Below are 21427 nucleotides of genomic sequence, written 5' to 3' on the forward strand. Positions count from 1 at the left end.
CATGCCCATCCCCCCTTCATTCCGTCGGCCCCTGTGCAGGCCGTTGGCCCCGGATTGCCGTTCTCAGCGCGTTGACGTGAAGCCCCCGATGGCCCGGCGTGGCGGCATGGCGTGATGTTCGGTTTCTTCCGCATTTCCTTCCGCCAGGTGCTGCTGATCGGCTTTCTGCTGATCGCCGGCTTGTTGTCGGCCGCATCGTTGGGCGCGCTGCTGACGCTGGAGCGGCTGACGGTACAGGGCCGTGAGGCCGTGCTGCGCGCCGCCCGCATGGGCAACGAGGTGCAGCAGCTGGCTGAACGCAGCGTGAGCATGGAGCGTGCGGCCCGGCAGTACCTGGTGCTGGAGGACCGCAGCCTGCGCCAGCGCTTCGAGGACGATGCCGAGGACGCTGAACGCCTGCTGCAGCAGCTGCGCGACCAATCGCTCTACCCCGAGCCCCTGGAGGCCTGGGCGAACAAGCTCGCTGAAATCCGCAGCCTGCTCGACCTGGCCTCGCGCGCAGGGCCCGCGCGCCGCAAGGAAACCGACCTCACCGCCAAGTTCCGCGACCTGGGCGCCCTGACCGCCAAGCTGGCAGACATGGTGCGCCAGCACACACAGCAGAGCAACGGCTCGCTGCAGGACCAACTGGAAAGCGGCCGGGTGAAGCTGGGCCAGCAGGTGCTGGGGGCCATCGGGCTGTCCGTGTTGCTGGCGCTGGCCTTCGGCTTCTGGCTCACGCGGCCGCTGCGCCGCCTGGAACAGGCCATCGTGCGTCTGGGCGAAAACCGCCTGGAGGAGCCCATCGACTTCCGCGGCCCTGCCGACTTGCAGTCCCTGGGTCAGCGCCTGGACTGGCTGCGCCTGCGCCTGGGTGAGCTGGATGCCGACAAGGCACGGTTCCTGCGGCACATTTCCCATGAATTGAAGACCCCGCTGGCCGCGCTGCGCGAGGGCGTCTCGCTGCTGGAAGACGAAGTGGCCGGTGTGCTGAACGACAAGCAGCGCGAGGTCGCCCGCATCCTGCGCGACAACACTGCCGTGCTGCAGCGCCAGATCGAAGACCTGCTGCGTTTCAACGCGGCTGCCTTCGAGGCCCGCCGCCTGCAGCGCCAGCCCACCGAGCTGGCCTCCCTGATCCAGGGGACGATCGACGCCCAGCGGCTGCAGTGGCAGGTACGAGACTTGCGAATCTCCGTGGAGGGGGGGCCGCAGGAGATCGAGGTGGATCCGGACAAGCTGGGCGCCGCGTTCGGCAATCTGCTCTCGAACGCGATACGCTTCGCCCCGCCGGGCGGTGGGATTCGTTTTGAACTTTCTCGCCGGGACGGCCACTTGCTCATCGACCTGGGCGACGACGGTCCGGGCGTTGCGCCCGCCGATCGCGCCCGGATCTTCGAGCCCTTCTACCGTGGGGAACGCCAGCCGGAGAACGCCTTGCGCGGCACCGGCATTGGCTTGTCCATCGTCAAGGAGTACATCGCCGCACACGGCGGGCAAATCGACCTGATGCCCTCCGAGCGCGGTGCCCATTTCAGAATCAGCCTGCCATGCAGCCACACGCACCTTCCCCCCGCCACGTCCTGACGCCGACCACGCTCGCCGCTGTGCTGACCCTGCTGCTGGTGGGCTGTGCCCCGCTGCCGCCCAAGACCATCGTCAAGGAAGTGCGGGTAGAGGTGCCGGTGCAGGTGCCGACCGTCAGCCCGGCGGATGCAGCTGCGCGCAGCCTGCTGGCCTATCACGACCGCATCCGGCAGATGCAGGCGCCCGAACTGGCCCAGGAACTGCAGCCCCGGGACGACGCTGCCCAACCGCCCGCTGCGGCCGTACCGCTGGCCCTGGCGCTGATGACCAACCACGGGCAAGGCGAGCTGGCGCGAGCCCAGACGCTGCTGGAGCAGGTGCTGCGCCAGCCCGACGCCGGCGACTGGAAGCCGCTGGCGCAACTGCTGCTGGACCGGCTGGTGGAGCAGCGCCGCCTGGAGGACCAGGCCGACAAGCTCAACCAGCAGCGCGGCAGCCTGCAGCAACGGCTGGATCAGGCCAACCAGAAGCTGGAAGCGCTCAAGGCCATCGAACGCAGCCTGGTCGCGCCACGTCCCAGCGCCACGGCGGCCAGTGCGCCGGCCAGCGGGGCGTCCAAATGACCGGCACGCGCCTGCTGCTGGTCGATGACGACGCCGACCTGCTGAAGCTGCTGTCCATGCGCCTGGACGCGGCAGGTTACGACGTCACCGCCGTCGCCTCCGCCGAGGCGGCGCTGACCCATCTGGCGGTTCAGCGCCCTGCACTGGTCCTGAGCGATGTGCAGTTGCCGGGCATGGACGGCCTGGCCCTGTTCGATGCCATCCGTGAGCGCCATCCGGCCTTGCCGGTGATCCTGCTCACCGCCCACGGCACCATTCCGGATGCGGTGGCCGCCACGGCGCGCGGGGTCTACACCTATCTCACCAAGCCCTTTGACGGGCGTGCGCTGCTGGACACCATCGCCCAGGCGCTGGCCCTCACGGCGCCCCAAGGGGATGTCGAACAGCATGGCGACACGGCCTGGCGCGAAGGCATCGTCAGCCGCTCCAACATCATGGCCGAGGTGCTGGCGGAGGCCAAGCTGGTCGCCACGTCCCAGGCCAGCATCCTGATCCGGGGCGAAAGCGGCACCGGCAAGGAACTGCTGGCCCGCGCCATCCATGCGGCCAGCCCGCGCGCCGGCAAGCCCTTCGTGGCGGTCAACTGCGGCGCCATTCCAGAGGCGCTGCTGGAGTCCGAACTGTTCGGCCATGTGAAGGGCGCCTTCACCGGCGCGGTCAGCAACCATCGGGGCCTTTTCCAGGCGGCGGACGGCGGCACCCTGCTGCTGGACGAGATCGGCGACATGCCGCTGCCGCTGCAGGTCAAGCTGCTGCGTGTGCTGCAGGAGCAGCAGGTGCGGCCGGTCGGGTCCAGCGAGACCGTGCCCATCGATGTGCGCATCCTCTCCGCCACCCACCGCGACCTCGACCTGGCCATGGCCGAGGGCCTGTTCCGCGAGGATCTTTATTACCGGCTGAATGTGGTCAGCATCACATTGCCCAGCCTGAACGAGCGGCGTGAGGACATTCCGCTGCTGGCGCAGCATCTGCTGAACCGCCTGGCCGCCAAGTACGACAAGCGCCTCAACGGCTTCGCACCGGACGCCTTGAAGGCGCTGAGCATGGCCACCTGGCCCGGCAATGTCCGCCAACTGCACAACGTGGTGGAACAGGTCTGCGCCCTGGCGACCTCACCGCTGATCCCGCTTTCGCTGGTGCAACGCGCGCTGCGGGTGCCCAGCATGGAAGTGCTGAACTATGCCCAGGCCCGGGAACGGTTTGAGCGGGAGTACCTGGTGGGGCTGCTCAAGCTCACCGACGGCAACGTGGCGGACGCCGCACGCCTGGCGGATCGCAACCGCACCGAGTTCTACCGATTGCTGCAGCGCAATGGCCTGAACCCCGGTCTTTTCCGCGCAGATCCCCCTGTCGCTGAATAGCGACAAGAAAAAACTCAGCCAAATCAATAACTTGGAGTATTTCGCCGTAGATCCGTCGCCGCCCGGCGACACATAAGCGGGAAAAATTACGCATCCCCTGCGTAAGTCATTGATTCATAACGGTTAAGTTGCATGGCACGGGTGTTGCATAAGACCCTGTCACATGCGTACTCCTGCCCCCACCCTCACCCCCCGATACGCCGGCCTCCTGATGGGCCTGGCGCTCATGCTTCGCTGCGCCGCAGCACAGGCTTTCGGCTTCGACGATGTGGCCGAGCGTGCACGGGCCCTCGCGGCCAAGCCTTACCAACCCGCCACCCAGGCGCTGCCGGCCGAACTCAAGAATCTTGATTACGACGGCGCACGAGACATTCGCTTCAAGCCGGCCCGCGCCCTGTGGCGCGAGGACAAGCTGCCCTTTGAAGTGATGTTCTTCCACCTCGGTCACTACCAGACCGAAGGCGTGCGGGTGAACGAGATCACCGGAGCGGGCGCCCAGCCCGTGCCCTTTCGCAAGGACGACTTCGACTACGGCAAGAACAAGCTTTCGCCGCAGAAGTGGGGCGATCTGGGCTTTGCGGGGTTCCGCGTGCACTACCCGCTGAACAACAACCAATACAAGGACGAGCTGGTCGTCTTCCAGGGCGCCTCGTATTTCCGCGCCCTGGGCAGCGGCCAGCATTACGGCCTCTCCGCCCGCGGCCTGGCCATCGACACGGTGGGCGGCAAGGGCGAGGAATTCCCCCGCTTCACCGAGTTCTGGATCGAACGCCCGGCCGCTGACGCCAAGGCGCTGACCATCTACGCGCTGATGGACTCCAAGAGTGTCAGCGGCGCCTACCGATTCGTGGTGCAGCCCGGCACCGACACCGTGGTGGATGTGAAGGCCCGTGTCTTCCTCCGTACACCGGTCGCGACGCTGGGCCTGGCCCCGCTGACCAGCATGTTCCTGTTCGGCGAGAACCAGCCCCAGGTCGGCGACTTCCGCCCCGAGGTGCATGACTCCGACGGCCTGATGGTCAACAGCAGCTCCGGTGAATGGATCTGGCGCCCGCTGATGAACCCCAAGGGCACCTTCACCACCTCGTTCAGCCTGCCGGGCGTGCGCGGCTTTGGCCTGATGCAGCGGGACCGCCGCTTCTCCAGCTACGAAGACATCGAGGCCCGCTACGAAAAGCGTCCCTCGGCCTGGATCGAGCCCGTGGGTGACTGGGGCCCGGGCCGCGTGGAGCTGATGCAGCTGCACACGCCGGACGAGACCCACGACAACATCGTGGCTTATTGGGTGCCTGCCAAGCAGCCCGCGCCCGGCCAGCCGCTGGACTTTGCCTACAAGCTGCACCAGCAGGGCGACGATCCCCAGCAGCGCCCGCCCGGCGCCTGGGCGGTGCAGACCCGCACCGGCTACAGCTACGCCAAGCTGGCCGCCAACGAGGTGCAGTACATCGTTGATTTCGAAGGCCCGTCGCTCAAGGCGCTGCCGCCCAACGCCGAGGTCAAGGCCCAGCTGAGTGCCAACGCCAATGGCCAGATCACCGAAGCGAACGCCTATCCCAACCCCGTCACCGGCGGCTGGCGCATGACCGTTCGTGCCAAACAACTTCGCCCCGGGCAGCCGCTTGAGCTGCGCGGTTTCCTCCAACAAGACAACAACGTACTGACCGAAACATGGAGCCTCGTACTACCTCCCCAATGAGTGCCGGCCTCGCCGGCCCGGCGGGCGCCAGCGCTCCGTCGGTCAATCGTGGTGCCATGGTGCCGCGTCCGTGGTTCAGCGAAGCGCCCGTTGAGGGTGCGCTGCCTGCGGCGCCGGAACTGGCCCCTTGGGAACGCGCTGCCCGTCGTCGGCGCCGTGCACTGATGCTTTCCATCGGTGCTGCCACCACGCTCGCCACCGGTGTGCTGCTGCGCACGCAAGGCGGCTGGGCCTCGCCCGGTCTGCCGCTGCTGCTGCAGTGTCTGCACCTGAGCCTGTTTGTCTTGCTCTTTGCCTGGGTGAGCGCCGGTTGCGTCACGGCCGTGATGGGCTTCTGGGTGCAACTGCGTGGTGACCGACATGCCCTGTCGGCCCACCAGGCCGGCAACGGCCCCATCAGCGCGGACGCCCGTACCGCCCTGGTGATGCCGATCTGCAACGAGGACGTGACCACCGTGTTCGCCGGCCTGCGTGCCAGCTGCGAGTCACTGGCCGCTGCAGGCGCGCTGCGCCTGTTCGACGTCTACATCCTCTCCGACAGCAGCGACCCGGAATGCCGCACGGCTGAACTGGCCGCCTGGGCGGAGCTGCGCGAGCAGTTCGCTGGCCAGGGCCGCATCCATTACCGCTGGCGCCAGCGCCGGGTCAAGAAGAAGGCCGGCAATGTGGCCGACTTCTGCCGCCGTTGGGGCCGCAACTATCGCTACATGGTGGTGCTGGATGCCGACAGCGTGATGAGCGGCGACTGCCTGCTGACGCTGGTGCGCCTGATGGAAGCCAACCCGCGCGCCGGCATTTTGCAGGCCGCCAACCAGGTCTGCGGCCACGAGACGCTGCATGCGCGTGCTCAACAGTTCGCCAGCCGCGTGACCGGCCGTCTGTTCGCCGCCGGCATGCAGTACTGGCAACTGGGCGAGGCCCACTATTGGGGCCACAACGCCATCATCCGCGTTGAACCGTTCATGAAGCACTGCGCGCTGGCGCCGTTGCATGGCAAGGACATCATGTCGCACGACTTCGTCGAAGCGGCCCTGATGCGCCGTGCCGGCTATCAGGTGTGGCTGGTGCATGACCTGGTGGGCAGCTACGAACAACAGCCGCCGCACCTGCTGGCCGAGCTGCAACGCGACCGCCGCTGGTGCCAGGGCAACCTGCAGAACGTGCGTCTGGTGGCGGAGCCCGGCCTGCATTCGGTGCACCGTGCGATGCTGGTGACCGGGGCGCTGTCTTACTTCGCAGCGCCGCTGTGGTTGCTGTATGTGTGCCTGGGCGCCCTGCTGTGGAACGTGGGTGGCAACGATGCCTTCCACCCCTTCACGCCCGACGGCCGCCTCGCACCGGGCGTACTGGCCCTGTGGGTGGGCACCATTGGCATGTTGACGCTGCCGCGTCTGCTGTCGGTGGGTTCGGTGCTGCTGCGTGGTGAGCAGGGTGAATACGGCGGTGCCCTCAAGCTGTTGGCCAGCAGCGCCGTGGAAGCGGTGATGGCCCTGCTGCAGGCGCCCCTGCGCATGGTCGCCCACAGCATCTTCTGCCTGGTGGCACTGACCGGCATCTCGCTGGAGTGGAAGTCGCCCCCGCGGTCGGCCGAAGACGTGTCCTGGAAGGAAGCATTCGCCGCCTTCGGTCGCCCAGGTCTGTTCGCGCTGGCCGTGGCGGTGGTGCTGGCGGTGCTGCGTCCCTCCACGGTGCTGTGGATTGCGCCGATCGCCCTGCCGCTGATGCTGGCGGCGCCGATCACCGTGTTCACGAGCCGTGCCTTGCTGGGTGCCCGTCTGCGCAAGCTGGGCCTGCTGATGATCCCCGAGGAGAGCCGCACACCGACGGTGCTGCAGCACGCCTGGGCCTATGGTCAGCAGAACCGTCGCCTGCCGGGCTGGGCCGACATGCTGGAGAACCGCCGCCTGCTGACCCTGGCCTGCCAGGCGATGGGCCACCGTGACACCGGCCGTGGGCTGCGGGCGCATGTCCGTGACCTGCACCTGTCGCGCATTGCCATGTTGCCCAGTGCGCTGCACAGCCTGGCCGCCAATGAGCGCATGCGCTTCCTGAGCGAGCCCAGCCATCTGCTGCGCTTGAGCCAGCTGAAGGCCGCCTGATCCGCTGACCGTTGCTCCGGCGCGGGCCGTGGTTGTCCACTTCGGTGGCACCCGGCCCGCGTTTCTATTTGGGGCCGCAGAAAGGGCCCTTCTCCCTGCACTGGCCGTGGCGACGTGCGAGGACAGGGCTGACGCGGTTCAGGGCCGTACGGCGGGCGTTTCAAGCGGGAGACCGTTGGCACGCTGCATCAGGTAGAGCTCCACCTGCGTCAGTTCCTCTTCATTCAGCGGCGCCGCCCGCACGCCGGTGGTGCAGTTGAGCAGCCGGCGAGGCAGGGAGCCCAGGCCCTGCCACTCCAAGCGATACAGCGGATAACCCGTTGCCAGCCCGGAAGGGATGACGGCGCCGGCCAGGCGCTGCCCGGCCCGATCCTCATGGCACTGCGCGCAGGAGAGGTTGAGCTGCCCGATGCGGGCGCGGTAGAGCGCTTCACCTGCCTGGCGCCAAGGCGTGAGGCGCTCATCCTCCGGTGGGTCAATCGGCAGGCCCCGGGACTGCTGGCCAATGTAGGCAGCCAGGGCCAGCAACGGTTCGCTCTCGTTGGGCCAGGCCGCTTGTTCCTGATGCGTGGTGCGGCAGCGGTTGATCTGCTGGAGCAGCGTCACGGGGCGCTGCAGGGCGTCCGAGAACGCAGGGTATCGGTTGGCGGTGCCGGCAAGGCCGGACGCATGACAGCCGGCGCATGCGGGCTTGCCATTGGTGGGCGCCGCCTTCCAGAGGTCAGCGCCGCTCGCGACCCAGAGCATGGCCGGGTTTTGGGCATCACTGCGCTGCATGGCCTTCAGGGCGGGGGTCATGAAGTCGAATCCGGAGCGCTGAGCCGGCGCCGCCATTGACGCGGACTGTGCCGGGGACAGTGCCCGCGCGCGTGCCTGTGCCTGTGCTGCGGGCCCGCCGCTGCCCGCGCCGAGCAGCCATGGCAGGGTGGCCAGTGCGAGCCGCAGGGTACCCCGCCGCAGCACGCACCGGCGCTTGAGCATCACCCCTGCACCTCCAGCATCCGCACCTCTTGCTGCTCGAACCCATGGTCGCCGGTCCACCGGAACGCCACCTGCCCGCTGCGCTCCGCCACGAGCGTGAAGGCGCAGTAAGGGTTGGCGGCGATGGCTGGGAACAGGTCCAGGCTGATCACCGTCTGGTCCAGGTAGCGGCACTCAAAGTGGGTGATGATGTCGCGGGGGACGAGCCGGCCCTGCTCGTCGCTGCGGTGGCCTGTTTCCATCGGGTGGGCAATGAGCCATTGCACCTCGATGGCTTCGCCGCGTCTGGCTTGTGCAGGCAGCGTGATGCGCGTGATGGCCATCGCTTCAACCTCCTTCAATGCATGCGGCCAGCGTGACGATCACGTCCACGCGGTGCGACCACCACCTGCCGTCCTGCGTCTGCGCCAGTGCCACCAGTTGCTGGCTGGTGGCCAGACGGATTCGCGTCGCAAGCCGGGCACCCGTGGGGCCTGGCGGGAGCCGGGCCTGCAGAACTTCGCGCTGCGGGTTCAACTCGTTGAAGAGTGCCAGCGCCCTCGCGGGTTGGGTCGTGGACAAGGTCACCGGCACCGCATTGCCGTTCTCGATCAGCGGTGCAACGTCCAGACGCACTTGGCCCACGCGGGGCACCTGCCCTTGGGTGAACGCGAGGATGGCCTGCTCGAGCTCCGCACGGTTTGCCCAGGCCGGGTGTGGAAGTAGCGCGGCCATGGACAGGGTCTGCAGCACCAGGCGTCGGCTGGCCATCATTTCAGCGTCCCCAAGTAGGCCACGATGTCCTCGATCTGTTGGGCCTCCAGAATGGGCCTGCCCTCCAACTCACGCGCCACGCGCTGCAGGCCGGCCTCCGGTCCGGCCCGGTAATACGCCGGCATGACCGTCTGCGCATTCACCGCCTGCGGTGCCACCAGCCGCAGCCGCAACTGACCTTCGGCCAGACGTTGCGCCACGCCTGCCAGATCCGGCGCCAGGTTGCCTTGCTGCCGCTCCTCCGGGATGGGCGCGGCATGGCAGAGCAGACACAGGCTTTGAGACCGGCTGGCCACCAGCGCACGGCCCCGTGCCACATCGCCTTTCAGCCCGCCCAGAGGCTGATTGATGGCGTCCCCTTCCAGCTGGAAGGGCAGCAAGGCACTTGTGGCCAGCAGCATGACGGCGATGGGCATGGCGGGGACTTCGGTGGCCGGGGAGGCTTCGGGCGCTGGATGAGACGGACGGGTCGGTGCTGAAGCGCCTCATTCGGCGCCACGCGCGCTCAAGCCGCCTTCGGTTTGAGCTGATGCCGGGACAGCGGCAGATCTCGGATCCGCTGCCCCGTGGCCGCGAAGATGGCGTTGAGCACGGCCGGTGCGGCCACGGCGATGGTTGGCTCGCCCACACCACCCCAGAAGCCCCCGGACGGCATCACGATCGACTCCACCTGCGGCATGTGCTCCATCTTCACCACCGGATAGGTGTGGAAGTTGTCCTGTTGCACGCGGCCGTCCTTGAGCGTGATCTCACCGAACAGCGCCGCCGAGAGCCCGTAGACAAAACTGCCCTCCACCTGCGCCTGGATCTGCTGCGGATTGACTGCATGGCCGGGGTCCGTGGCCGCGATGATCTTGTGGATCTTCAGCGTGCCGTCCTTGGCCACCGACACCTCTGCACACGCCGCCACATAGCTGCCGAAGCCCATGATCTGGGCCAGGCCGCGGTATCGACCCTTGGGGGCCGGCTTACCCCAACCCGCCTTGTCCGCCACCGCATTGAGAACGGCCAGGTGTTTGGGGGACTGCGCCAGCAATTCGCGGCGCAGCGCCAGGGGGTCCTTGCGGGTAGCGTGGGCGATCTCGTCGATGAAGCTCTCGACATAGATCGCGTTCTGGTTGAGGTTCACCCCGCGCCAGAAGCCGGGTGGCACTGGCGGGTTGCGCATCGCGTGGTCGATGAGCAGGTTCGGCACGGCATAACCGAACGCGCCTTCGGCGCCGCCCTGGTTGAGGCCCTGGAACACCACTGGGTCCAGACCGTTCTTGATGTTCTGAGGAAAGATGTCCGCCACGATGGACTGGCCCGAGATGCGCATGTGCAGGGCCTGCAGCTGCCCTTTGGTGTCCAGCCCTGCTGTGAACTTGCACTGCGTGATCGGGTGGTAGCGGCCGTGCTGCATGTCCTCTTCACGGCTCCAGATCAACTTGACCGGTGTACCGGGCAGCGCACGGGCGATGGCAACGGTCTGCCGCACCCAGTCGTGCACAGCACCTCGTCGGCCAAAGCCACCGCCCAGGTGCAGCTTGTAGACATCACACTGCGCGGGCGGCAGGCCGGCGGCTTCGGCGGTGGCGGCCAGCGCGGCTTCACCGTTTTGCGTCGGGGTCCAGACCTCGCAACGCTCCGGCGTCCAGCGCGCCGTGGCGTTCATGGTCTCCATCGTGGCGTGGTTCTGGTGCGGGTAGCTGTAGACCGCCTCGATGCGGCGTGCCGCCCCCGCAAGCCCGGCGGTGAGGTCGCCCTGGCGCTGGCCGACCACTGCCTCCGGGGCGTCCAACCCGGCCTTGAGCATGGCGGCAATCTGCTCGCTGTCCAGCTTGGCGTTGGGGCCTTCATCCCACACGATGGGCAGTGCGTCCAGCGCCGTCTTGGCGTGCCACCAGGTGTCCGCCACCACGGCGACGGCGGAGTCACCCACGGGCACCACTTTCCTGACGCCGGGCTTGTTCGCGATGGCTGCGGCATCAAAGCTCTTGAGCTTGCCGCCAAAGACCGGGCAGTCCTTGATCGCGGCATTGAGCAGGCCGGGCATCTTGAGATCTATGCCGTAGACCTGGCTGCCGTCGAGCTTGCCGCGTGTGTCCAGCCGCTTGAAGGGCCGGCCCGCAATCTTCCAGTCCTTGGGGTCTTTCAGCGTGATGTCGGCTGGCGGCGTCTGGGTGGCGGCCTTGGCAGCCAGTTGCCCATAGGTGGCGCTGCGGCCGCTGGCGGCATGGCGCACTTGGCCGGGTGCGGTGCTCAGCTCGCTCACCGGCAGCTGCCATTCATCGGCGGCGGCCTGTATCAGCATCAGGCGAGCGCTGGCGCCGCCCTTGCGCATGTAGTCATGGGATTCGCGCACGCCCCGGCTGCCTCCCGTGGAGAAGCTGCCCCAGATGCGGTTGCGCGCCAGGTTCTGACCCGGGGTGGGGTATTCGGTCTTCACGCGGGCCCAGTCGCAATCCAGCTCCTCGGCCACCAACTGGGCCAGCCCGGTGAGGGTGCCTTGGCCCATCTCGGAGCGGGCGATGCGGATGATCACGGTCTCGTCGGGCTGGATGACGACCCAGGCGTTGATTTCTGGGGGGGTGCCAGGGGCGGCTGTCTCGGCTGCGAAACCGGGAACGTGGAAGCCCACCATCAGCCCACCAGCCACCGCCGAGGACTGCAGGAACAGGCGGCGGCTCCATGGGTGCGGCGCGTTCATGCTTCGCTCCCGTTGGGGTCCAGCAGCCGGATGGCGATGGCCTTTCGGTTCACTTGGCCAGCCGCCAGGTGGATGGCGGCACGCACCCGGTTGTAGGTGCCACATCGACAGATATTGGTGATGGCGGTGTCGATGTCCGCATCCGTCGGTTTGGGCTTTTGCTTCAATAGCGCGGCGGCGGCCATGATCATGCCGCTCTGGCAGAAGCCGCATTGCGGCACGTCCAGCGCGGCCCAGGCCTTCTGCACCGGGTGGCTCGCATGGGCGGCGAGGCCTTCGATGGTGGTGATGCGGTCGGTGGGGGCCACCGTGGAGAGCGGGCGTACGCAGCTGCGTACGGCTTCCCCGTTGAGGTGTACGGTGCACGCGCCGCATTGGGCCAGGCCGCAGCCGTACTTGGTGCCGGTGAGCCCCAACTGCTCACGCAGTGCCCACAGCAGCGGCGTGTCGCCATCGGCGTCCACATTCAGTGTCTTACCGTTCACATGCAACTGAGCCATGACATCTCCCCTGCGGTGGAGCTTTGACTTTAGCGATGGGACGGGGCGATGGCGTGGGGGATTCTGCTGATCGCTGGTGCTGATCGCTGTTGCTGATCGCGTTCGGGCCCGGTTACTCCTCCAGGAACGACCAGGTGACTGCTCCGTCGAATTTGCGAACACGTACCGAGGCGATCAACGCCGGATCGAAATTCCCGAGATTGACACCATGTCTTTCACCGGGCTCCAGCGTGATTGGCTCCCAGTGGGTGACGCAGCCGCAGTGTTTGCAGTGGATCGTGCGCAGGGTTTTGTCGCCCTGCACATAGGCCACGGTCGATTCGGGATGGCCTTCGATCTTCACGGTGCCAAACGCGAAGTACACCCAGGGTCCGCCGATCCGGCGGCAGAGGGAGCAGTTGCATCTCGTGGCGACTTCGGGCGTCGATGGGAGCGTGAGCCGGACGGCTCCGCAGTGGCAAGCGCCTTGATGCGTCATCAGAAGCTCCCGTTGAATGAGGTCGCCGGAGCCTACCTCAAGGCGGCCAGCCGCCCTGAAGTCATGGAACCGTGATCAGTCGCAGCTATACCGGAAGCTGCCGTCCAGATCCAGCGGCAACACCAGCGTGCGGATGTTGGCAGCGCGCGAGGCCGTGCACAGCTTGTCGCGAGCACCGCTGGTGTTCTTGACGTACTTGCTGGCGTATTCCGCATTGAACACCGGCTTGTTGTTGGACGTGAACGCGCTGTAGCCGCCGCACTCGCTGTATTCGTTGCACTGCTCGTTGACGGCGAAGTCGAAGGAGGGCTGAAGGGCGGCAATCTGGTCGACGTCGTTCTTCAGGCCGATGCCCAGCCCCCGGGCATGGGCTTGTGTGGCCAGGAACTGGTTGTAGTCCAGCTGCGTGGCTGCGGTGAGCGGCAGGCCGCTCTTGTTCGTGTAGCCATCGACGTTGTCCGGCTCCACGGCATCACAGCCCTTGGACTTGGCCAGGTCCAGGCGGGCCGTCATGACGGCGCGCACGGTCGCGGAGCGTGTATCCACCCAGTACTCGCCGGGCCAGCCGTCCAGCCCCTTGCCTTTATCGGCTGTGATGAACTGGGCGTAGTCCGAGCGCCAGTCTTCCGCGCTGCCGGCGGAGAAGTAGCACACCACCCGGCGGCCAGCGGCTTTCAGTTGGGCAATGGTGGCGGCGGTGTTGTCGAACAGGTCGATGTCGTAGACCGTCGCGTTCACGGTGGTGTCCAACTTGCCGGTGAGTTGCCAGGTCCAGGTAGCAGTCGCCGTGGGCTTGTACCAGGAACCTGGTGCAGGGGCCGGTGCGGGCGCCGGAGCAGGTGCTGGTGCTGGTGCTGGTGCTGGTGCTGGTGCTGGTGTGGGAGCAGGGGCAGGGGCCGGTGTGGGAGCCGGAGCAGGCGCCGGTGTTGGGGCCGGCGCAGGGCTGGGCGCCGGAGAAGGTGCGGGTGTCGGCGCGGGAGCCGGGGCGGGTGATGGCGCCGGTGTGGGCGCAGGAGCCGGTGCCGGAGCGGAAGCCAACGAAGAGAGGCTGAAGATCTCGTTCGCGTTGCTGCTGCTGCAGGTGGCGGTGGAGAAGCCCAGCGTGCCCAGCTTGGACGCCCCCACCAGGCACAGGCCGCTGGCGATGTTGCGCAGCTCGACGTGCAGGCCATCCGCCTGCATCAACACCTGGAACTGCTGGCTGGTGCTGGTGTCACAGGTGTCGAGCTGCACATAGGCGCCGGCACGAGTGCTCTCGGGCTTCAGGCAGGCGCCCTTGATGCTGGCCGATTCAATCGTGTAGACCGAAGAGCTTCCGCTCACCGGATGGAACACGAAGTTCTGATCAGTGCCGCCGCTGCAGGCACTCAGCTTGACGTCCCAGCTGGACACGGCCTGCGTGCAGGCGTTGAGGGCACTGGCCACGATGGTGGTGGTGGTGCTGGGCAGTGCTGCCGCAGCGGCCTGGATGGACACACGGCCACGGGCCTGGCTGATCGAGGTATCGGTGCTTTCGGTGGCCGCCGCAGCGGAAGCCGTTGGCGCGGTGTCGGCGCCCGTGCCACCACCGCACGCGGTGAGCAGGCTCAGCGTTGCGCAGCTGCTCAGCACGGAAACCAGGTAGGTCAGGCGCGAACCATGGCTGGTGTCAGCTGAGAACCGAGCGGCACCGAACGCGGGGCGGTACTTCGGAGCGGGTGCGGGATCGGGGAGCTTGTGAGCCATGGTCTTGCCGGAGGGGATTGGAAGTCGGCGCATTCTTGTCGTGATTGTTTTGGGATGTGTATTCAATTGAAATCGAAGACACATGGCGCCGTGGCGACCGCCGTTGACTGCGGTAGATCGGGGTTGCCCGCTGATCGGACTTGGCGGGTGTTTGAGGATGAATCCCGCGAATTGCGCGGGGTCACCGGTTCTTTAAGGACGCGGTCATATTCGGGCGATGCCGTCTCCCGACGGCGGCGCCTCACATCAGGAGACATTTCAGGCGTAGATTCAACAACTCGTTGCCCTGCCGCGTGCACGGCGATGTTGCTCGGACGGTCAATGGCCAAGCGGCTTGGTCGTTTGATGCTGACGCGCCTTGCAGCAGGGAAGCTCTGCACAACTCCTCGCGGCCGATGTGACCCCGCTTCGGGCGGTCCGCCGCGTTGCAAATCCTCGCCATAGCCCCGCTATGGCGGTGGTTTGCGCCTTGCGCCCCATCCCGAATGGGGGCCTCCGCGGCTCGCGGGAGTCATACATAGCTTCCTTAGCCGCCGCCGCCCCACATGTCGCGGCGCGGCTCTAATAGAAGAAATTTTCGCGGAGAAGGTCAAGCGATGAAGGCTGGTCAGTCAGGCCGAGCGACCTTCATAGGCATCGAGCAATTTGTACAACTGCTGGAGATCTATGCTCTGGCCTGACGCACCTTCCAGCTCGTCGACTCGACTGCGGATGAGGTGGAATTCACTCTCCCCACGAATGGAGCCGCGCGCCTTCACCTTGGTGATCCGCTCGGCGGTCTTGGCGAGGAAGTCTGGATAGTGGGCCAGCGTCGCCGACGCCAGGGCCTTCGCTGCGTGCCTGCGAGCCTCTGGATTCATCGCCTGCATCAGCATCGGTGTTTCCCGAAGGCCTTGCTCCATGCCGGCAGCGAGCGCTGACCGAGGTATACCGGCTGGTGGCTCGGCGTATTGGGGGCGGACGCCAGCCCAGTTCTCGGCAAGGCGCCGCGACGTGGAGTCATCCAGCCCCTCCAGGGCATGATGAAACTCATCGAACACGGCAAGCAGTCTGGCGAGCTTGTCGAGGCGTTTGACCATATGTTCCTAGGGCATAACGTGTTGAATCGCAATTTTCAGCGAGGTTTGCGCAGCCGATCGCTCAACCAGGCGAAACGCACGGTCCTCAGCGTGTTTTCACGAAAGAACCTCCAGCTTTCTACCCCGCCGGTGCTGCGGCATGACAATGAACAACACCGCCACGACCAGCGCCAAGCCCAGCAGCACGGCGGCCACATCCATGACGACGGAAATTCGACGGGCGAGGCCCTCGACGTCGTGCCCCATGGCGGGCGCGGCATTCGCAAAGACCAGCACCAGCAGCCCCAGGCCCAACGCGCCGCCCAACTGGTGGGCCACGTTCACCAGGCCCGATGCGGCACCAGCATCCTTCGGGGCGACCCCGGCAACCCCTGCGGCCGTGAGCGGTGCCAACAGCAAGCCTTGCCCGAGGCCGATCAGCACCATGGGCAGGGCCACGCCCGTCCAGTAGCTGGACGCGACACCAGCCTGGCCGAGCCACCCCAAGCCCATCACGCCGAGCAAAAGCCCTGTGACCAGCAGCGCCTCATTGCCGAAGCGGCGAGCGAGCCTGGGCACCGCCATCGCGGAGGCGAAGTTGGGCAGCGTGACCGGTAGGAAGGCCAACCCTGCATGGATCGGACGCAGGTGGAGAACGCCCTGCAAGAACTGGGTGGAGAAGAACCAGAACCCGACCGCCCCGCCAAGAAAGAGCATGCGCGCCAGGTAAGCCCCGGCCCGTTCCCGGTTGGCGAGCAGCCGCAACGGCAGAATGGGTTGACTGACGTTGCGCTCGATCCCGACAAAGATGGCGATCAGTAGCAAGCCGCTCACCAGCGCGGCCAGCGCAAAGCGGTCGCTCCAACCAGCGTCGGCCGCTCGCACCAGTCCGTAGACCAGACTTGTCATACCCAGGGTGGAGCTGAGGGCGCCGCCCATGTCGAACTGCCCCGGCTGCCGCTGCGTCTCTTCGATGTGTCGCCGAGCGGCGGCGATGAGCAACACGCCGATGGGCAAGTTGATGAAGAACCCTGCGCGCCAGGAGACGAGGTCGGCGAAGAGGCCGCCCAGTACCAATCCCAACGTCGCACCCACCCCTGCCGCGGCCGCATACAAGGACAGCGCACGCGTCCGTTCCGGACCCTCCGCAAAGTTGGTGGAAAGCAGGGCCAGTGTCGAAGGCGCCAGCACAGCGGCCCCGGCGCCCTGGACTGCCCGCGCCGCGAGCAGCCAGGTCGCTGATGGCGCGAACCCAATCACCATCGAGGCGAACGTGAACACCGTCAGCCCCAGAATGAACATGCGCCTGCGACCGAGGATGTCACCAGCCCGTGCGCCGAGCAACAGCAAGCCGCCGAAGGTCAGGGTGTATGCATTGGTGACCCAGGACAACTGGGCGGACGTAAAGCCCAGGCTGCTCTGGATTCGCGGCAGCCCGGTGATGACGATGGAAATATCCACCACGATCATCAGGTAGCTGGCCACGATGATGGCCAGGATCGCGCCCGTGTTGCGGGGCGACGGGCTTGGTGCGGTGCGGCTCATGGTGTTCTTCAGATGTCCAGCTTGCGCTCGGCCATCCACTTGACGATGGATGGATCACGATGCGGGAAGAAGCTGCTGGTGTTGGTGTCCAGCGCGGCGATACGCACCAGGTCCGCGTCTTCGAGTTGGAAGTCGAAGATGGCGATGTTCTCGGCCATGCGTTCTTTCCGCACGGACTTGGCGAGGGCCACGATGCCGCGCTGCACCAGCCACCGCAGCACCACCTGGCCCACGGACTTCCCGTGCCGCTGCGCGATGCCCATGAGCACTTCGTTCTGGAAGAGACCATTGCGGCCCTCCGCGAACGGTGCCCATGCCTCGGCCTGAACGCCGATCTCGGTCATGAAGGGTGCGGCCTCGCGCTGCTGCTGGAAGGGATTGACCTCCACCTGATTGACCGCCGGCGCAATCTCGTTGAACGCCTTGATGTCCATCAGGCGGTCCGGATGGAAATTGCTGACGCCGATGGCGCGGAGCTTGCCAGCCCGGTAGGCGTCCTCCATGGCGCGCCAGGAGCCGTGAACGTCTCCGAACGGCTGATGGATCAGGTAGAGGTCCAGGTAGTCGAGCTGCAGCCGCCGAAGCGACTTGTCGATGGCCTGCTGCGTCCGGGCGTACCCCGTCTCCTGGACCCACAGCTTGCTGGTCACGAACAGCTGGTCGCGCGCGACACCGCTGGCCCGAAGGCCTTTGCCCACGGCTTCCTCATTCATGTAGGAGGCGGCCGTGTCGATCAAGCGGTAGCCGGTCTCGATGGCATCCACGACGCTGCGCTCGCACTCCTTGGCGTCAGCGATCTGGAAGACGCCATAACCAGCGATGGGCATCTGAAGACCGTTGTTCAGGACAACATGTTGCATGGGCTGCTCCTCGTGAGACTGTTCAATGCAATGAACTGTAGGGAGCACACTGACATCTGAATAGTGACGTTCAGGTTGATGAATTGGCGCCAAACTGATGACAATCGGCTTGAAGACGCACATCCCGAATCAGGGCCACCTCGGCTCGCGGGAGGTCCGCAGAGGTTCCTAAAGGACATCCGCCATGGCGATCAACGAGCTTCGTTCCATCACCACCTTCATCAAAGCCGCAGAGCTGGGAAGCCTGCGCAAGGCGGCCCTGGCCTTGGGAATCAGCCCACAGGCGGCGAGCAAGGCGCTGGCCCAGCTGGAAACCCACCTGGACGCGCGTCTGTTCCATCGCACCACCCGGGTGATGTCGCTCACCGATGCGGGCCAACGGCTGTTCGAAGACGTGCACCCGTCGCTGCTGGGGATGCAACGGGCACTTCAAACGGCGAGGTCGGCGAAGGATGAATTTGCGGGGCCGCTCCGCATCACGGGGCCACGAACGACGTTCCAGCCGATTCTCTGGCGGCTTGTCGAAGAGTTCTGCGACATGCATCCGGGCATCCAGCCCGATGTGCTGCTGGACGACCGCATCGGGAACTGGGTGGAGGACCGTGTGGACGTTGGGTTCCGCCTGGGCCCCTCGCCCCACGAGGGGGTCATCGCACGCCGTTTGTTTCCGGTACAGCTGCCCATCTGCGGCGCACCTTCCTACTTCCAACAACACGGGGTGCCGCAGACGCTTGCGGACCTGGCGGCCCATCAATGCAGCGCCTACCGACATCCCAGCACCGGGAAGGTGCTGCCTTGGCGCGTGCGCATCGGCGACGAGGCGGCGGACCAGCCGGTGGTGCCCGCCATATGCAGCAATGACGAGCTCTTTGAACTGCAGGCTGTACTGGCGGGGCGTGTGCTGGGGCAACTCGCTGGTGTGACGGCGGCGCCCTACATCCGCTCGGGGCAGCTGGTGCCGGTCCTCGTGGAGAACATGCCCAACTACGCCAGCTACTTCGTCTATTTCGGCAGCAGATCGTCGCAGCCAGCGCGGGCGCGGGCGTTTATCGACCTGGCGCTTCAGAGGTTGGGCGAGACCTGTGAATATGTGCTCAGCCCCAAAGACCTGCGCAGCCACCCACCGGCCAGACGGCCCGCCAGAAAGGCGTGAGGGGAACGACGCACCATTGCGAGGCACCGGGGACGGAACAGGTTGAAACGGCGATGAAACGCTGAATCTGGACACTCCCACTTCAACGCACTGTTTCACCGTGCACGCATGGACATCGTCCGAGCGAGTGGGTGCGTTGTCCGCCTACGAATGGATCGACCTGTCATGACGAATTACCCCCGCGCCAAGCTTGTTGTGCTCACGGCTGCCCTGGCCATGTCCCTGGGGGGCTGCGGTGGAGACGGCGACTCCTCGGACGGCAGCGCCGTTGGCGCGGAAACGCCCGGATCGGCCGCGAGCAGCGTGGACAGCGGCGCAAGTGCGCCCACGACCGGCAGCGGAACCACCACGCCCGACACGGGGACCACCACACCGGTGGTGACGCTCAAAGGCTCGACCGGCGCGACGTTGGACTCGGGGTGCACCACCGCGATTGCCGCCGCCCCCACCCCAGATGCATCGACAACCAGCTCCTTCGGCCTGACGACGAACGACAACGTCTACACCGTGGACACCGGCGCCGGCCTGGTCTTCAAGATCCGGCGAGGCAGCTATTCGAGCAACACGCAGGCGCCTGGGGACCTGACCTCCATGGTCTACAACGGCGTGGAGTATCAAGACGTCACCAGCGGCACCCAGATCAACGCCGGGATGGGATGGATCTACACCACCGTGGGAGAGAACGACGTGGTCCTGGATGCGGTGCAGGTGGACGCGGACCACATCCGGATCACGGTGACCGCGGGCGACATGACGCACTATTACCTGGCGCATCGTGGCGAGGCCAAGATCTACATGGGGACTGTCTTCGCCAGCGAACCCAACCAGGAAAACGAGGGCTTCGTCCGCTACATCGTGCGTGCACTCACTGGCCGGCTCCCGAATGGCCCTGCGGCCTCCAACATGCTGGAGAACACCGCGACGATCGAGGCGTCAGACATTTTCAGCACGGCCACCGGCGAGACCCGCTCCAAGCACTACTCGAATCAACGCCTGCGCGACTGGTACTACATCGGCGCCACAGGCAGCAATGTCGGCCTCTGGGTGGTGCGGGGCAACAGCGAAGGGATGTCGGGTGGTCCCTTCTACCGCAGCCTGCTCAACCAAGGCCTGGATACTCAACAGCAGCTCACCTACATCGTCAATTACGGCATGGCCCAGACGGAGCCGTACCGGATGAATGTGCTCAACACCTACGCGCTGGTCTTCACCGATGGCAGCAAGCCCGCGGTGATTGACACCAGCTGGTATGGCGACATGGGCCTCAAGGGCTGGGTCGCTTCCAGTGCGCGAGGAACGGTCTCTGGCGCCAGCATCACGGGGCTTGATAGCCACTATCGCTACACGGTGGGGCTGTCCAACACCACCGCTCAGTATTGGACGGCGGCCGACGGCACCAGCGGTAGCTTCAGTTGCGCCGGGGTGATCCCCGGGGATTACACCCTCAACGTCTACAAGAACGAACTGGTCGTGGCTTCACAAGCCGTGACGGTGACCGCCGGCGGTACCACCACCGTCAGCCCGATTGCCGTCACCGACCCCTCCAGCAAGGCAGCCCTCTGGCGCATTGGCGATTGGGATGGCTCGCCCACGGAACTGCGCAACGGCGACAAGGTCACCTACATGCATCCGTCGGATGTTCGTATGGCCAGCTGGGCACCTGGCGACTTCGTGGTGGGAACGTCCGCCAACACCGACTTTCCCGCATACATGTGGAAAGACAAGAACAATGGCCAGCGCGTGACCTTCACGCTGACGGCGTCGCAGCTTCTGGCGAGCACCGTACGTATCGGCTTGACGACCTCCTATCTCGGCGCCCGCCCGCAGATTACCGTCAATGGATGGAGCTCGACGCTGCCAGCGGCCCCTAGCCAGCCCAAGACCCGCAGCTTGACGGTCGGCACCTACCGTGGGAATAACACGCTCTATACCTACACCGTGCCAGCGAGCGCGTTGGTCGTGGGCACCAACACCTTGACCATCAGCCTCAATACCGGCTCGACGGGGGACGGGTGGTTGAGCCCGGCAGCGGCGATTGATGCAGTCGACTTTAGTCAGTGACGGGGGGCGGGCGGCTTCATGTGGTGAGATGAAGCGCCCCGCCAGGTGTCTGAAGCGCGGCGTCCGTATTTCATCGTAAGCGGTCAATGAACTGCGCCCTTGGCGCCAACGAGTTGTCGGGGTAGAAGCGATTCAGGCCGCGAGGTCGATGCGCCAGGGCAGCAATGCGGCGTAGTCGTCCGCCGTCTGGGCCTTGGGCAGCGCAACGAACAGTGCGCGCAGGTAGCGGTAGCCGTCGATGCCGTTGACCTGGCAGGTTTGCAGCAGCGAGTACAGGTTTGCGCTGGCATTGGCCCCGGCCACGGTGTCGGCGAACAGCCAGTTGCGTCGGCCGACGCA

At 66.1% G+C, this 21427-nt stretch carries 19 protein-coding genes; 7 read left to right on the forward strand and 12 right to left on the reverse strand.

The genetic code is table 11. The annotated features are described in order from the left end of the window. Positions 1-114 precede the first annotated feature (114 nt). From BMY53_RS22365 to mdoH, 5 genes are all read left to right on the forward strand, one after another. The gene (locus BMY53_RS22365) at positions 115-1566 is read left to right on the forward strand and encodes a sensor histidine kinase (RefSeq protein ID WP_092948845.1); all 1452 of its coding nucleotides are present in this window, start codon (positions 115-117) and stop codon (positions 1564-1566) included. Beyond that, the gene (locus BMY53_RS22370) at positions 1530-2129 is read left to right on the forward strand and encodes a hypothetical protein (RefSeq protein WP_092948847.1); all 600 of its coding nucleotides are present in this window, start codon (positions 1530-1532) and stop codon (positions 2127-2129) included. Before BMY53_RS22365 ends, BMY53_RS22370 begins: the two co-directional genes overlap by 37 nt. After that, positions 2126-3490, forward strand: a complete 1365-nt coding sequence (locus BMY53_RS22375; protein WP_092948849.1) for a sigma 54-interacting transcriptional regulator — start codon at positions 2126-2128, stop codon at positions 3488-3490. Before BMY53_RS22370 ends, BMY53_RS22375 begins: the two co-directional genes overlap by 4 nt. A gap of 163 nt (positions 3491-3653) precedes the next feature. Beyond that, positions 3654-5186, forward strand: a complete 1533-nt coding sequence (locus BMY53_RS22380) for a glucan biosynthesis protein G (RefSeq protein WP_255370336.1) — start codon at positions 3654-3656, stop codon at positions 5184-5186. Next, the gene (mdoH, locus tag BMY53_RS22385) at positions 5159-7285 is read left to right on the forward strand and encodes a glucans biosynthesis glucosyltransferase MdoH (RefSeq protein ID WP_092948851.1); all 2127 of its coding nucleotides are present in this window, start codon (positions 5159-5161) and stop codon (positions 7283-7285) included. The genes BMY53_RS22380 and mdoH overlap by 28 nt, the downstream gene beginning before the upstream one ends. 138 nt (positions 7286-7423) lie before the next feature. On the opposite strand, the gene soxA is transcribed toward mdoH, so the two are convergent. From soxA to BMY53_RS22440, 11 genes are all read right to left on the reverse strand, one after another. Next, positions 7424-8266, reverse strand: coding sequence for a sulfur oxidation c-type cytochrome SoxA (gene soxA / locus BMY53_RS22390; RefSeq protein ID WP_218151287.1), 843 nt, complete (start codon positions 8264-8266; stop codon positions 7424-7426). Beyond that, positions 8266-8589, reverse strand: a complete 324-nt coding sequence (soxZ, locus tag BMY53_RS22395; protein ID WP_092948853.1) for a thiosulfate oxidation carrier complex protein SoxZ — start codon at positions 8587-8589, stop codon at positions 8266-8268. The genes soxA and soxZ overlap by 1 nt, the downstream gene beginning before the upstream one ends. A 4-nt stretch (positions 8590-8593) precedes the next feature. Beyond that, positions 8594-9019: a thiosulfate oxidation carrier protein SoxY gene (locus tag BMY53_RS22400; protein WP_177201001.1), complete on the reverse strand. Its 426-nt coding sequence runs from the start codon at positions 9017-9019 to the stop codon at positions 8594-8596. After that, positions 9016-9435 (reverse strand): sulfur oxidation c-type cytochrome SoxX, encoded by a 420-nt coding sequence (gene soxX, locus BMY53_RS22405; RefSeq protein WP_092948855.1) that lies wholly within the window; start codon positions 9433-9435, stop codon positions 9016-9018. The genes BMY53_RS22400 and soxX overlap by 4 nt, the downstream gene beginning before the upstream one ends. Before the next feature lie 89 nt (positions 9436-9524). Further along, positions 9525-11708, reverse strand: coding sequence for a xanthine dehydrogenase family protein molybdopterin-binding subunit (locus tag BMY53_RS22410; RefSeq protein WP_092948857.1), 2184 nt, complete (start codon positions 11706-11708; stop codon positions 9525-9527). Continuing rightward, positions 11705-12208, reverse strand: coding sequence for a (2Fe-2S)-binding protein (locus tag BMY53_RS22415; protein WP_092948859.1), 504 nt, complete (start codon positions 12206-12208; stop codon positions 11705-11707). Before BMY53_RS22415 ends, BMY53_RS22410 begins: the two co-directional genes overlap by 4 nt. 112 nt (positions 12209-12320) lie before the next feature. After that, positions 12321-12686, reverse strand: coding sequence for a GFA family protein (locus BMY53_RS22420; RefSeq protein ID WP_092948861.1), 366 nt, complete (start codon positions 12684-12686; stop codon positions 12321-12323). A 75-nt stretch (positions 12687-12761) separates the two neighbouring features. Then, entirely contained in the window at positions 12762-14411 is a 1650-nt protein-coding gene (locus BMY53_RS25705) for an endo alpha-1,4 polygalactosaminidase (RefSeq protein ID WP_177201002.1), read from the reverse strand. 611 nt (positions 14412-15022) lie between these two features. Further along, on the reverse strand, positions 15023-15490 hold the full coding sequence (locus tag BMY53_RS22430; protein ID WP_092948863.1) for a hypothetical protein: 468 nt from the start codon (positions 15488-15490) through the stop codon (positions 15023-15025). Positions 15491-15586: 96 nt separating this feature from the next. Further along, positions 15587-17014 (reverse strand): MFS transporter, encoded by a 1428-nt coding sequence (locus BMY53_RS22435; RefSeq protein ID WP_092948865.1) that lies wholly within the window; start codon positions 17012-17014, stop codon positions 15587-15589. 8 nt (positions 17015-17022) lie between these two features. Beyond that, on the reverse strand, positions 17023-17874 hold the full coding sequence (locus BMY53_RS22440; protein WP_092948867.1) for an aldo/keto reductase: 852 nt from the start codon (positions 17872-17874) through the stop codon (positions 17023-17025). A 184-nt stretch (positions 17875-18058) separates the two neighbouring features. Between BMY53_RS22440 and BMY53_RS22445 the strand changes: the two genes are divergently transcribed. Together BMY53_RS22445 and BMY53_RS22450 are read left to right on the forward strand one after the other, a co-directional pair. Further along, positions 18059-19027, forward strand: a complete 969-nt coding sequence (locus BMY53_RS22445) for a LysR family transcriptional regulator (protein WP_092948869.1) — start codon at positions 18059-18061, stop codon at positions 19025-19027. A gap of 165 nt (positions 19028-19192) precedes the next feature. Continuing rightward, a complete protein-coding gene (locus BMY53_RS22450; protein WP_092948871.1) occupies positions 19193-21088 on the forward strand; it encodes a rhamnogalacturonan lyase B N-terminal domain-containing protein in 1896 nt (631 codons plus the stop codon). A gap of 132 nt (positions 21089-21220) precedes the next feature. On the opposite strand, the gene BMY53_RS22455 is transcribed toward BMY53_RS22450, so the two are convergent. Continuing rightward, positions 21221-21427 (reverse strand): transposase domain-containing protein (locus BMY53_RS22455; protein ID WP_143074078.1); only part of this gene is annotated, 207 nt, incomplete at its 5' end.

The sequence above is a fragment of the Roseateles sp. YR242 genome (assembly GCF_900109745.1).
In the GTDB taxonomy this organism is placed as follows: Bacteria; Pseudomonadota; Gammaproteobacteria; order Burkholderiales; family Burkholderiaceae_C; genus Roseateles.

Coding starts and splice junctions, on each gene's coding strand:
- BMY53_RS22365 (WP_092948845.1), top strand. CDS start 115: ATGTTCGGTTTCTTCCGCATTTCCTTCCGCCAGGTGCTGCTGATCGGC.
- BMY53_RS22370 (WP_092948847.1), top strand. CDS start 1,530: ATGCAGCCACACGCACCTTCCCCCCGCCACGTCCTGACGCCGACCACG.
- BMY53_RS22375 (WP_092948849.1), top strand. CDS start 2,126: ATGACCGGCACGCGCCTGCTGCTGGTCGATGACGACGCCGACCTGCTG.
- BMY53_RS22380 (WP_255370336.1), top strand. CDS start 3,654: ATGCGTACTCCTGCCCCCACCCTCACCCCCCGATACGCCGGCCTCCTG.
- mdoH (WP_092948851.1), top strand. CDS start 5,159: ATGGAGCCTCGTACTACCTCCCCAATGAGTGCCGGCCTCGCCGGCCCG.
- soxA (WP_218151287.1), bottom strand. CDS start 8,266: ATGCTCAAGCGCCGGTGCGTGCTGCGGCGGGGTACCCTGCGGCTCGCA.
- soxZ (WP_092948853.1), bottom strand. CDS start 8,589: ATGGCCATCACGCGCATCACGCTGCCTGCACAAGCCAGACGCGGCGAA.
- BMY53_RS22400 (WP_177201001.1), bottom strand. CDS start 9,019: ATGATGGCCAGCCGACGCCTGGTGCTGCAGACCCTGTCCATGGCCGCG.
- soxX (WP_092948855.1), bottom strand. CDS start 9,435: ATGCCCATCGCCGTCATGCTGCTGGCCACAAGTGCCTTGCTGCCCTTC.
- BMY53_RS22410 (WP_092948857.1), bottom strand. CDS start 11,708: ATGAACGCGCCGCACCCATGGAGCCGCCGCCTGTTCCTGCAGTCCTCG.
- BMY53_RS22415 (WP_092948859.1), bottom strand. CDS start 12,208: ATGGCTCAGTTGCATGTGAACGGTAAGACACTGAATGTGGACGCCGAT.
- BMY53_RS22420 (WP_092948861.1), bottom strand. CDS start 12,686: ATGACGCATCAAGGCGCTTGCCACTGCGGAGCCGTCCGGCTCACGCTC.
- BMY53_RS25705 (WP_177201002.1), bottom strand. CDS start 14,411: ATGGCTCACAAGCTCCCCGATCCCGCACCCGCTCCGAAGTACCGCCCC.
- BMY53_RS22430 (WP_092948863.1), bottom strand. CDS start 15,490: ATGGTCAAACGCCTCGACAAGCTCGCCAGACTGCTTGCCGTGTTCGAT.
- BMY53_RS22435 (WP_092948865.1), bottom strand. CDS start 17,014: ATGAGCCGCACCGCACCAAGCCCGTCGCCCCGCAACACGGGCGCGATC.
- BMY53_RS22440 (WP_092948867.1), bottom strand. CDS start 17,874: ATGCAACATGTTGTCCTGAACAACGGTCTTCAGATGCCCATCGCTGGT.
- BMY53_RS22445 (WP_092948869.1), top strand. CDS start 18,059: ATGGCGATCAACGAGCTTCGTTCCATCACCACCTTCATCAAAGCCGCA.
- BMY53_RS22450 (WP_092948871.1), top strand. CDS start 19,193: ATGACGAATTACCCCCGCGCCAAGCTTGTTGTGCTCACGGCTGCCCTG.